This window comes from Streptomyces sp. CB09001, assembly GCF_003369795.1.
Classification (GTDB): domain Bacteria; phylum Actinomycetota; class Actinomycetes; order Streptomycetales; family Streptomycetaceae; genus Streptomyces.
In genome coordinates this window covers 2,359,355-2,371,275 of record NZ_CP026730.1, presented here as the reverse complement: position 1 = coordinate 2,371,275, position 11,921 = coordinate 2,359,355, and the positions used below count along the sequence as shown (strand labels likewise).

Below are 11,921 nucleotides of genomic sequence, written 5' to 3'. Positions count from 1 at the left end.
TTCGTGTTCTGCATGGGTCCCCTCCTCACATCCGGAAGACGCCGAACTGGGGCTCGCCCAGCGGCGCGTTGGCACAGGCGGTCAGGGCCAGGCCCAGCACCTGCCGGGTGTCGGCGGGCTCGATGACGCCGTCGTCCCACAGGCGGGCGGTCGCGTAGTAGGCGTTGCCCTGGCGCTCGTACTGGGCGCGGACCGGTGCCTTGAAGGACTCCTCCTCCTCGGCCGGCCACTCCTCGCCGCGCGCCTCCAGCTGGTCCCGCTTGACCGTGGCCAGCACGGACGCGGCCTGCTCGCCGCCCATCACGGAGATCTTGGCGTTGGGCCACATCCACAGGAAGCGCGGCGAATACGCCCGCCCGCACATGGAGTAGTTGCCCGCGCCGTACGACCCGCCGACGACGACCGTCAGCTTCGGCACGCGCGTGCACGCCACCGCCGTCACCATCTTGGCGCCGTGCTTGGCGATGCCACCGGCCTCGTAGTCCCGGCCCACCATGAACCCGGAGATGTTCTGCAGGAACACCAGCGGGATGCCGCGCTGGTCGCACAGCTCGACGAAGTGGGCGCCCTTCTGGGCGGACTCGGAGAACAGGATGCCGTTGTTGGCGACGATGCCCACCGGGTGGCCGTGGATCCGGGCGAAGCCGGTGACCAGGGTCTGCCCGTACTCGGACTTGAACTCGGCGAAGCGGGAGCCGTCCACCACGCGCGCGATGACCTCGCGGACGTCGTAGGGGGTGCGGGAGTCGACCGGCACCACGCCGTACAGCTGCTGCGGGTCCGCCTTCGGCTCGGCGGCCGCCTCCACGCCCCAGGGGAGGGTGCCGCGCTCCGGCAGGGTGGAGACGATCTGCCGCACGATGCGCAGGGCGTGCGGGTCGTCCTCGGCGAGGTGGTCGGTCACGCCGGACACCCGCGAGTGGACCTCGCCGCCGCCCAGCTCCTCCGCCGTGACCACCTCGCCGGTGGCCGCCTTCACCAGCGGCGGGCCGCCCAGGAAGATCGTGCCCTGATTGCGGACGATCACCGCCTCGTCGCTCATCGCCGGGACGTACGCGCCGCCCGCCGTGCAGGAGCCGAGGACGGCGGCGATCTGCGGGATGCCCGCGCCGGACATCCGGGCCTGGTTGTAGAAGATCCGGCCGAAGTGCTCGCGGTCCGGGAAGACCTCGTCCTGCATGGGCAGGAAGGCGCCTCCCGAGTCGACGAGGTACAGACACGGCAGCCGGTTCTCCAGCGCCACCTCCTGCGCCCTGAGGTGCTTCTTCACGGTCATCGGGTAGTACGTGCCGCCCTTGACGGTGGCGTCGTTGGCGACGATCACGCACTCCCGGCCGCTGACCCGGCCGATGCCGGCGATGACGCCGGCGGCCGGGGCCGCCCCGTCGTAGAGCCCGTCGGCGGCGAGCGGCGCCAGCTCCAGGAACGGCGAGCCGGGATCGAGCAGTGTGTCCACGCGGTCGCGCGGCAGCAGCTTGCCGCGCGCGGTGTGCCGGGCCCGCGCCCGCTCGCCGCCGCCCAGCCGGGCCGCCGCGAGCTTGGCGCGCAGTTCCTGAACGAGGACGGCGTGCGCCTCCTCGTTGGCCCGAAAGGCCTCCGACGCGGGATCCGCCGCCGTCGTCAGCTCCGGTGCCTCGTGCATCCTGCGGTCCCCTCACCCAGTGGTCGACCAGTTAATGAGCGTTAACGCATTTCCTTCAGGTTAACGACCGCTAACCCGCCTGTCTAGAATCGACTTCATGGCCACCAGAACCGACGCCCCCACCCGCCGCGAGCAGATCCTCAAGGAGGCCGCCCGGCTCTTCGCCGAGCGCGGCTTCCACGGGGTGGGCGTCGACGAGATAGGCGCCGCGGTCGGCATCAGCGGCCCCGGCCTCTACCGGCACTTCCCCGGCAAGGACGCGATGCTCGCCGAGCTGCTGGTCGGGATCAGCGACTCGCTGCTGACCGGGGCCAAGCGGCGGCTGGCGGAGGCGGACGGGGCGGGCCGCTCCCGGGCGGGCTCCGGCGCGACGGGACCCGAGGCGGTCCTCGACTCGCTCATCGAGGGGCACATCGACTTCGCGCTCGACGACCGCCCGCTCATCACCCTGCACGACCGCGAGCTGGACCGCCTGCGGGACGCCGACCGCAAGATGGTGCGGCAGTTGCAGCGGCAGTACGTGGAGCTGTGGGTCGGGGTGCTCCGGGAGGTCTACCCGGCGGTCGCCGAACCCGCCGCCCGCTCCGCGGTCCACTCCGTCTTCGGCCTGCTGAACTCCACCCCCCACCTGGGCCGCCCCGGCGCCCTGCCCGGCCGCGCGGTCACGGCGTCGCTGCTGCACCGGATGGCGCGGGGGGCGTTCGCGGCGGTGGGGGAGGCGTAGCGGGCCCCTCCCCGGGGGCGCGGGAGTGACGAGGGTTACCCGGGTCCCGGTCTGGACGCCTTCGGCTACCCGCCGGTACGGTGATATCTGAGCAAGCGCTTAGATATTCGTACCCTGGAGGTGGCGCGGTGCGCCGTACGGTGTTCAACGAGGACCACGAGGCGTTCCGGGAGACCCTCCGCGCCTTCATCGAGGCCGAGGTCGTCCCCGTCTACGACGACTGGTTCGCCGCCGGCCAGGCGCCGCGCGAGTTCTACTACAAGCTCGGCGAGCTGGGCATCTTCGGCATCAACGTGCCCGAGGAGTTCGGCGGCGCCGGCATGGACAGCCACAAGTTCGAGGCCGTCCTCTACGAGGAGACCGCCCGCGCGGGCGTCCAGTTCGGCGGCTCCGGCGTGCATGTGCTGCTCGCCCTGCCCTACATCAACATGCTGGCCACCGACGAGCAGAAGAAGCGCTACCTGCCGAAGTTCGTCACCGGCGAGGAGATGTGGGCCATCGCGATGACGGAGCCGGGCACCGGTTCCGACCTCGCGGGCATGAAGTCCACCGCCAAGCTCTCCGAGGACGGCACCCACTACGTCCTCAACGGCGCCAAGACCTTCATCACCGGCGGCGTGCACGCCGACAAGGTGATCGTCTGCGCCCGCACCGCCGCGCCCACCGCCGAGGACCGCCGCCACGGCATCTCCCTGTTCGCCGTGGACACCAAGTCCGAGGGCTACTCGGTCGGCCGCAAGCTCGACAAGCTGGGCCTGCGCACCTCCGACACCGCCGAGCTGGCCTTCGTCGACGTCAAGGTCCCCGTCGAGGACCTGCTCGGCGAGGAGAACAAGGGCTTCTCCTACCTCGGCCACAACCTGGCCTCCGAGCGCTGGGGCATCGCCTACGGCGCCTACGCGCAGGCCAAGGCCGCCGTCCGCTTCGCCACCCAGTACGTGCGGGACCGCACCGTCTTCGGCAAGCCGGTCGCCCACTTCCAGAACACCAAGTTCGAGCTGGCCGCCTGCCAGGCCGAGGTGGACGCCGCCGAGGCCGTCGCCGACCGCGCCACCGAGGCCCTGGACGCCGGCGAGCTGACCCCCGCCGAGGCCGCCAGCGCCAAGCTGTTCTGCACCGAGGTCGCCCACCGCGTCATCGACCGCTGCCTCCAGCTGCACGGCGGCTACGGCTACATGAACGAGTACCCGATCGCCCGCCTGTACGCGGACAACCGCGTCAACCGCATCTACGGCGGCACCAGCGAGATCATGAAGTCGATCATCGCGAAGAACATGGGCCTGTAGACCACAGGTCATGAGCGAAGCACTCCAGTCCCTCCTCGACCTGCTCGACCTCGAGCGGATCGAGGAGGACATCTACCGCGGCCGCTCCCGGTCCGCCGTCGTCCCCCGGGTCTTCGGCGGTCAGGTGGCGGCCCAGGCCATGGTCGCCGCGGGCCGCACGGTCCCGGCGGACCGGCACGCGCACTCCCTGCACGCGTACTTCCTGCGCCCCGGCGACCCGGACGCCCCCATCGTCTACAACGTCGACCGGCTGCGCGACGGCCGCTCCTTCACCACCCGCCGCGTCGTCGCCGTCCAGCACGGCAAGCCGATCTTCACCCTGTCGGCGTCCTTCCAGACGTACGAGGAGGGCCTCGACCACCAGGCCCCGATGCCGCCCGCACCGGACCCGGCGACCCTCCCCACCGGCGAGGAACGGCTGCGCGGCTACCCCCACCTGCCCGCCGACACCGTGGAGCGCTTCCTGGAAGCCCGCGCCGCCGTCGACCTGCGCTACGTCGACGACCCGCCCTTCGGCGCCTTCGGCACCCCGCGCGAACCGCACTCCCAGGTGTGGTTCCGCACCAACGGCAAGCTCGCGGACGACCCGTTGCTGCACGTCGTCCTCGCCACCTACGTCTCCGACATGACCCTGCTCGACTCGGTCCTGCTCGCGCACGGCCGCGGCGGCTGGGCCGTCGGCGACGTCGTCGGGGCCTCCCTGGACCACGCCATGTGGTTCCACCGGCCCTTCCGCGCCGACGAATGGCTGCTGTACGACCAGCAGTCGCCGTCCGCGTCCGGCGGCCGGGGCCTCGGCCAGGCCCGCATCCACACCCAGGACGGACGGCTCGCCGTCTCGGTCGTCCAGGAAGGCGTGGTCCGCGTCCCTCGGGAACACTGAGGGGCATGGCGGACACAGCAGCGGGAGCGAGCGCGAAGAACGGCGGCGACAGCACCTTCACGGTGCTCGTCGCCGCCTTCGCCAATCTGGGCATCGCCGTCGCCAAGGCGGTGGCCGGCGTGATCAGCGGCTCCAGCGCCATGCTGTCCGAGGCCGCGCACTCGGTCGCCGACACCGTCACCGAAGTACTGCTGCTGACCTCGCTCAAGCGCAGCGTCCGCCCCGCCGACGAGGACCACCCCCTCGGACACGGCCCCGAACGCTACGTCTGGGCACTGCTCGCCGCCGTCGCCACCTTCGTCGGCGGCGCCGTCTTCTCCCTCTACGACGGCATCCACACCCTCACCCACGGCGAGGACCTCGGCGACCCGCTGGTGTCGTACCTCGTCCTGGCCGTGGCCTTCGTCCTGGAGGGCTACTCGCTGCGCACCGGGCTCAGACAGGTCCGCGGCGAGGCCGCCCACCACCGGCTCTCCTTCGGCCGCTACCTGCGCCGCACCCCCGACACCGCCGTGAAGGCCGTCGTCATGGAGGACTCCGCCGCGCTGGCCGGCCTGCTGCTGGCCGCGGGCGGACTGCTCGGCGGTCAGCTCACCGGCTCCGGCGTCTGGGACGCCGTCGCCTCGCTGTGCATCGGCGCCCTGCTGCTGTACGTCGCCTGGGTGCTGGGCCGCTCCAACGTCGAGTTCCTCGTCGGCCGCCCCCTGTCGCGTTCGGTCCGGGACCGGATCCGGGCGGAGCTGGTGGCCGTCGAGCACATCGAGGCCGTACTGGAGCTGACCACCCTCGTGCAGGGGCCGAGCGAGGCCCTGGTCGCCGCCAAGGTCGACTTCCGGGACGTGTCGACGGCGGCGCAGATCGAGTGGGCGTGCGAGCGGGCCGAGCAGCGGCTGCGCGAGGAGTTCCCGATCGTGCGCCGGGTCTACCTGGACCCGACACCGGGTTTCGCGCAGCGCCGCTCGGAGGGGCTCAACCCCTGGCCGTAGGAGCCGTGACAGCCGGGCCGCAGGAGCGCGGGCTACTTCAGCCCCGCCTCCGTCAGCAGGTACGCCGTCATCGGGTCGTAGTAGCGCGGGCTGACCACGTGGTCGTCCAGCGGCACCGCCACCTGCAAGGTGCCCTCGGACTCGGCGAGGAAGAGGGCCGGGTCGTTGCAGTCCGCGTAGCCGACGGAGTCCACGCCGTGCTGGGCGGCGTAACCGGCCCAGCCGTGGTCGGCGACCACCAGGTCGGGCAGCGGGCGGCCCTCGCGCTCCAGACCGGTCAGGATCGCCTTCATCGGCTCGCCCGAGTGGGTGTGCCACAGCGAGGCCCCGTGCTCCAGCACCGAGACGTCCGCGAACTGCTGGACGTACCCCTCCTCCGTGGTCAGCCCCTCCGGGATCACCACGATCTCGCAGCCCGCGGTCCGCAGCGCGGCGGCCGTGGCGCGGTGCACGTCGAGCAGCCCGCCGGGGTGACCGGTGGCGAACAGCACCCGCTGCCCGCCGTCGGCCGCCTTGCGCAGCCGCCCCGCCATCCGCTCCAGCGCCGAAATGGTCAGCTCGGGATCGATGGTGTCCTGGCCGTACCGGTGCTCGGGGTCGTCGTTGACACCGACCCGCTCCGCCATCACCGCGAGCACGTCCTGCTCGTCGCTCCAGCGGTCGCCCAGCTCCAGACCGAGCCAGAACCCCCGGTCGCCGTTGGCCAGCTTCCGGTAGTGGGAGAGGTTGTTCTCGCGGGGCGTGGCGACCTCACCCGCGATACGCGTTCTGACGAGGTGCTCGGCGAGTTCGGCGCGGCTGGGTGTCCCGGGTATCGGCATGGCTCCATTGTGAGGCAGCCCGGCTCCGGGCAGCAGCCGGTCCCGGCGGGATAGCCGATTCCTCCAGTCACCGGGGCGCGTATGGACGGAATGTACATGTCGCAGCCGCAATTCGGCCATCTAGTCTGCGACGACCGGCTGCCCCGCTCACCAGTACAGTCGGACGGCAGCAGTACATACGCGACGAAGCGTAAGAAGGAAGGCAGTGCATGAGCAGCAACGAGACGCCCCGCGGTCCCGTCGACTCCTCCCGGATCCCGCGCTACGCCGGGCCCGCGACCTTCGCCCGGCTCCCGCGCCTGGACGAGGTCGGCGCCGCCGACGTCGCCGTCGTGGGTGTGCCGTTCGACTCGGGCGTCTCCTACCGGCCCGGCGCCCGCTTCGGCGGCAACGCCATCCGCGAGGCCTCCCGCCTGCTGCGCCCCTACAACCCGGCGCAGGACGCCTCCCCCTTCGCCCTCGCCCAGGTCGCGGACGGCGGCGACATCGCCGTGAACCCGTTCAACATCCACGAGGCCGTCGAGACGGTCGAGGCCGCCGCCGACGACCTCCTGGGCACCGGCGCCCGGCTGATGACCCTGGGCGGCGACCACACCATCGCCCTGCCGCTGCTGCGCTCGGTCGCCAAGAAGCACGGCCCCGTCGCCCTGCTGCACTTCGACGCCCACCTGGACACCTGGGACACCTACTTCGGCGCCGAGTACACGCACGGCACCCCCTTCCGGCGCGCGGTCGAGGAAGGCGTCCTCGACACCTCCGCGCTCTCCCACGTCGGCACCCGCGGCCCCCTGTACGGCAAGAAGGACCTCACCGACGACGAGAAGATGGGCTTCGGCATCGTCACCTCCGCCGACGTCTACCGCCGCGGCGCCGACGAGGTCGCCGACCAGCTCAGGCAGCGCATCGGGGACCGCCCCCTGTACATCTCCATCGACATCGACTGCCTCGACCCCGCGCACGCCCCCGGCACCGGCACCCCCGAGGCCGGCGGCATGACCTCCCGCGAACTGCTGGAGATCCTGCGCGGCCTGGCCTCCTGCAACCTGGTCTCCGCCGACGTCGTCGAGGTCGCCCCCGCCTACGACCACGCGGAGATCACGTCGGTGGCCGCGTCCCACACCGCCTACGAACTGACCACCATCATGTCCCGCCAGATCGCCGAGGCCCGTTCGAAGTGACCCACGACCACGACCTGGTGCTCCGCCCGACCGCCGCCCAGACCCAGGCCGCGCTGAATCCTCCCCCCTGCCGCACCGGCGGGGACCTGGTCGTGGAGTCCCTGGCGGCACTCGGCGCGACCACCGTCTTCGGCCTGCCCGGCCAGCACGCCCTCGGCGTGTTCGACGCCCTGCGCCGCTCCGGCCTGCGCTACATCGGCCTGCGGGTGGAGAACAACGCCGGGTTCGCCGCGGACGCGTACGGCCGCGTCACCGGCGAGGCCGCCCCGCTCCTCCTGTCCACCGGCCCGGGAGCCCTCACCTCCCTCGCCGCGCTCCAGGAGGCGCGGGCCGCCTCCGCCCCCGTCCTGGCGATCGGCAGCCAGGTCCCCACGGCGGGCCTCGGCGGCGGGCGCCACGGCTACCTGCACGAACTCCCCGACCAGGCCGCCTCCTTCCGGGGCGTGGTCAAGTCGGTGCACACCGTCCGCACCCAGTCCCAGATCCCGTCCGCGATCGCGGAGGCCTGGACGTCGGCGCTGACCGTCCCGCACGGCCCGGTGTGGGTGGAGATCCCGCAGGACGTCCTCCTCGCCGAGACCTCGATCCCGGTCGTCTCCGGCGGCGACACCTTCCCCGAGGAACTGCCCCCGCGCCCCGAACTGACGGCGGTGGCGGCCGACCTGCTCACCCGCGCCGAGCGCCCGGTGATCGTCGCGGGCGGGGGAGTGGTCCGGGCGGACGCCGCCAAGAAGCTCCGGCAGCTGGCGGAACGCCTCCAGGCCCCCGTCGTCACCACCTTCGGCGGCAAGGGCGCCTTCCCCTGGACGCACCCCCTCTCCCTCCAGTCCTGGCTGGAGGACCGCCACACGACGGACTTCCTGGAGGACGCCGACGTCCTCCTCGTGGTCGGCTCGGGCCTCGGCGAACTCTCCTCCAACTACCACACGTTCGCGCCCCGCGGCCGGGTGATCCAGGTCGAGGCCGACCTCGGCAAACTGGAATCCAACCACCCGGCCCTCGGCATCCACGCCGACGCCCGCCTCGCCCTCCAGGCCCTGCTGGAGACGGTGGGGGAGCGCGCGGGGGAGCGCACCGACCCGGCCGCCCCGGACCGGGTACGGGAGCTGCTGACCAAGGTCCGCGCACGCATCGCCGCCCAGGACCTCACCCTGGAGCAGGACGTCCTGGCCGCGGTCCGCAAGGCCCTCCCACCCCGCGCCCCCTCCTTCTGGGACATGACCGTCCTGGCCTACTGGGCCTGGTCCGCCTTCGACGCGAAGGCCCCGGGCACCATGCACTCCGCCCAGGGCGCCGGAGGCCTCGGCTATGCCTTCCCGGCGGCCCTGGGCGCAGCGGTCGCCGACCCCACCCACCCGGTGCTGGCCGTCTCCGGCGACGGCGGCGCGCTGTACTCCGTCGCCGAACTGGCCACCGCCCGCCAGTACGGCCTGAACGTCACCTGGCTGATCGTCGACGACGGCGGCTACGGCATCCTGCGCCAGTACATGACCGACGCCTTCGGACAGCCCACGGCGACGGACCTGCCCGGCCCCGACTTCGTCGCCCTGGCCGAGTCGTTCGGGGTGCCGGGCGTGCGCACGTCACCGGAGACCCTGGAGACGGACCTCGCGAAGGCACTGGCGACTCCGGGCCCGTCGGTCGTCGTACTCCCCGCTGTCCTGCGGATGTTCGCGCCGACGCACGCGGCGTGAAAACTCGTGCCGCCGGCGGCCCGGGGCCCTAGGATCGGGAGCCGGCCTTAGGGGGGACCGTGGATCCGGAGATCGCTGCACTGGCGGGGACGGCGGGCACGACCGTCGTCACGCTGATGGTCACGAACGCCTGGGAATCGGCGCGGGACGGCATGGTCGCCCTGTGGCGCCGTTTCCAGCCCGCCAGAGCCGAGAGCGTCGGTGAGGAGCTGGAAGCGGGCCGCGAGGAGCTGCTCCTCGCCCGTGCGGCCGGTGACGACGAAGCCGAGGCCGGGCTGACCGCCGAATGGCAGGGACGCGTACGGCGCCTGCTGCTCGCCCGGCCGGACGTCGCGGACGAACTGCGCGGCCTCCTCGACGAGTTGGCGTCGTCGATGCCGGAGGAACCGAATGCCCGGCACGTCCACCTGCGGGCCCGCGCGTCGGGCAGCGCCCGGATCTACCAGGCCGGGCGCGACCAGCACATCACCGAACGATGAGCGTCCCGAGGCCGATGGAGGGCCGCGCGTCGGGCAGCGCCCGGATCTACCAGACCGGTGGCGACCAGTACATCGAGGAACACGTCCATCACTACGCCCCGGGGTCGGCCCCGCTGTTCGGACACCCGTGGACGGGCCCGGCCGAACCCCGTCAGGCCGCTCCCGACTCCGTCCGCATGCCCCTGGTCGGTCGCGCACCCTGTGTCCTGCGGGACCGCACCGACCTCATGGACCGTCTGCGGGCCGCCGTGGCCGGACCCGGCGGCGACATCCAGGTCCTGCACGGCATGGGCGGCTGCGGCAAGACGGCCGTCGCCCAGGCCCTGTTCACCGAGGCCGTACGGGACCACGGTCGCGTCGGCCTGTGGGTCAACGCCTCCGAACGCGTGTCCCTGCGCGCGGGCATGCTCGCCGTCGCCGGTGACCGCGGTGCCACCGCCGGCGAACTGGCCGCCGCGGCCGGCGGCCGGCGCGCCGCGGCCGACCTGGTCTGGCACTACTTGGACCACTCGGCACAACCCTGGCTGCTGGTTCTCGACAACGCCGACGACCCCGCCGTCCTGGAGGAGGGCTCCTGGCTGCGTCCGAGTCCCTCGGGGACGGTGCTGGTGACCACCCGGCACGCGACCTCGTCGCTGTGGCGCGCCCCGGCGACGAGCAGTCACCGGCTCGGGGTGCTGCCCCTGGAGGACGCGACTCTGGTCCTGCGCGATCTGGCTCCGGACGCGGGCACGCGCGAGTCCGCGCGGAAGGTCGCCCGGCGCCTGGGCTGTCTGCCGCTGGCGCTGACCCTGGCCGGGTCCCATCTGGCCCACCAGCTGCTGGAGTCGTGGTCCATGGACGAGTACGACCGGAAACTGACCGAGGAGTCCACGGCCCTGGTCGACCGGGGGGCGTCGGCGACCGGTGGCGGACAGTCCCGCCACCTCGTGGGCCGCACGTGGCAGCTGTCGCTGGACGGCCTGGCGGAGGGCGGCCTGCCGGAGGCCACGGCCCTGCTGCGGCTGCTGTCCTGCTGGGCGGCGGACCCCGTGCCGCTGTCCCTGCTCATGCCGGCGGCACAGGGCGGCGTCGGCCTCGAACACCTCGATCCGCCGCTGGCCGCGTCCCGGGTCGAACCGGCCCTGCGCGCACTCCTCGACCACTCGCTGATCGAGATGGTGGAGACGGACGGGCACCGCTGCGTGAAGGCCCACGGGGTCCTGCTGGACAGTGTCGCCGGGAGCGTGCCCGACGCGGAGCGCGAACTCCTGGCGGCTGCCGCGGGCGTGTTGCTGCGGGCCGCGCTGCCGCCGGAGGGCGCCGCGTCGCCACGGGCCCGCTCCCAGGTGCGGCTCCTGGCGCCGCACGCGACCGGTCTGCTGCACCGCTGCCACCGCCACGACCTGGTGACGGCGGAATCCGTGCGGCTGGCGGTCCGTCTCGCGCGGCTGGTGTACGAGGCGGGGGACTGGACCGCCGCGCTCGCCCTGGCCTCCACCGCCGCGAAGACGGCCGCGGAGCATCTGGGCGCCGAACATCCGGTGACCATCGAAGCCCGGTCGGGCCAGGGCACCGTCCTGTTCCGACTCGGCCGGTACGCCGAAGCCGCCGACCTCCTGCGGCCGGTCCACCAGGAGGCGCTGCGCACGCTCGGCCCGTACGACGAGCGCACCCTGGACGCGGCCTACGAACTGCAGCGGGTGCTGCACCGCCTGGGCGACCTGGCGCACGCGCGGACGCTGCTGGACACCGTCCTGGACGGCCGCAGCCAGGCGCTCGGCGAGGACCATGTCGCCACCCTCAAGACCCGCTGCGAGCTGCTGGAACTCCGTCTCGCACAGGACGAGTTCGACGGCTACACGACGGCGGCCGGGGAACTGGCGGGGGAGTGCGAACGCCGTCTCGGTCCCGAGCACCTGGTGACCGTGTGGGCGCGCGACGCGCTGGCACGAGGGCTCCTGCGCTCCGGCCGGGGCGCCGAGGCCGAACAGCTCTTCCGCCGGGTGCTGGCCGGGCAGCGGGCGGGGTACGGGGAGGACCACCCCCTGGTCTACGGGGTGCTCATCCAGCTCAGCCGCGCCCAGTACGCGCAGGGCAAGCGGGAACAGGCCGCCGAGAGCGCGCGCGAGGTGGCCGAGGGGCGGGCCGTGAGCCTGGGCGAGGACCACCCCGAGACCGTCGCGGCCCGCGCCTGGTACACCGAGGTCCTGGCGACGCCGCCCGCGCCGGACGGTCTCGTGGGCTGA

Annotated in this window: 10 protein-coding genes; 8 read left to right on the top strand and 2 right to left on the bottom strand. The window is 72.9% G+C overall.

All coding sequences use genetic code 11. From position 1 onward, the window contains the following. Positions 1-25: 25 nt before the first annotated feature. Positions 26-1,642, bottom strand: a complete 1,617-nt coding sequence (locus C4J65_RS10930; protein WP_115742246.1) for a carboxyl transferase domain-containing protein — start codon at positions 1,640-1,642, stop codon at positions 26-28. Between the two features lie 97 nt (positions 1,643-1,739). On the opposite strand from C4J65_RS10930, the gene C4J65_RS10925 reads away from it, so the two are divergent. The 4 genes from C4J65_RS10925 to C4J65_RS10910 all read left to right on the top strand — a co-directional run bounded on the left by C4J65_RS10925 (position 1,740) and on the right by C4J65_RS10910 (position 5,521). Then, positions 1,740-2,366 (top strand): TetR/AcrR family transcriptional regulator, encoded by a 627-nt coding sequence (locus C4J65_RS10925; RefSeq protein WP_115742245.1) that lies wholly within the window; start codon positions 1,740-1,742, stop codon positions 2,364-2,366. Positions 2,367-2,494: 128 nt separating this feature from the next. Continuing rightward, positions 2,495-3,652 carry an acyl-CoA dehydrogenase family protein gene (locus tag C4J65_RS10920; RefSeq protein ID WP_115742244.1) on the top strand — a complete coding sequence of 386 codons (1,158 nt, stop codon included), beginning with the start codon at positions 2,495-2,497 and terminating at the stop codon, positions 3,650-3,652. A 10-nt stretch (positions 3,653-3,662) separates the two neighbouring features. Continuing rightward, positions 3,663-4,535, top strand: a complete 873-nt coding sequence (locus C4J65_RS10915; protein WP_115742243.1) for an acyl-CoA thioesterase II — start codon at positions 3,663-3,665, stop codon at positions 4,533-4,535. A gap of 5 nt (positions 4,536-4,540) precedes the next feature. Continuing rightward, complete coding sequence (locus C4J65_RS10910; RefSeq protein WP_115742242.1) at positions 4,541-5,521, top strand: cation diffusion facilitator family transporter; 981 nt, start codon at positions 4,541-4,543, stop codon at positions 5,519-5,521. Positions 5,522-5,553: 32 nt separating this feature from the next. Here C4J65_RS10910 and C4J65_RS10905 read toward each other — a convergent pair whose 3' ends face one another. Next, positions 5,554-6,342 (bottom strand): phosphatase, encoded by a 789-nt coding sequence (locus C4J65_RS10905; protein WP_115742241.1) that lies wholly within the window; start codon positions 6,340-6,342, stop codon positions 5,554-5,556. Between the two features lie 209 nt (positions 6,343-6,551). On the opposite strand from C4J65_RS10905, the gene speB reads away from it, so the two are divergent. From speB to C4J65_RS10885, 4 genes are read left to right on the top strand one after another with little or no spacing between them, the layout of a single operon-like run. Then, positions 6,552-7,520, top strand: coding sequence for an agmatinase (gene speB / locus C4J65_RS10900; RefSeq protein ID WP_115742240.1), 969 nt, complete (start codon positions 6,552-6,554; stop codon positions 7,518-7,520). After that, entirely contained in the window at positions 7,517-9,214 is a 1,698-nt protein-coding gene (locus C4J65_RS10895) for a thiamine pyrophosphate-binding protein (RefSeq protein WP_115742239.1), read from the top strand. Before speB ends, C4J65_RS10895 begins: the two co-directional genes overlap by 4 nt. Positions 9,215-9,273: 59 nt before the next feature. Further along, positions 9,274-9,693 (top strand): hypothetical protein, encoded by a 420-nt coding sequence (locus tag C4J65_RS10890; RefSeq protein WP_115742238.1) that lies wholly within the window; start codon positions 9,274-9,276, stop codon positions 9,691-9,693. Beyond that, a complete protein-coding gene (locus tag C4J65_RS10885) occupies positions 9,690-11,921 on the top strand; it encodes a tetratricopeptide repeat protein (protein WP_115742237.1) in 2,232 nt (743 codons plus the stop codon). The genes C4J65_RS10890 and C4J65_RS10885 overlap by 4 nt, the downstream gene beginning before the upstream one ends.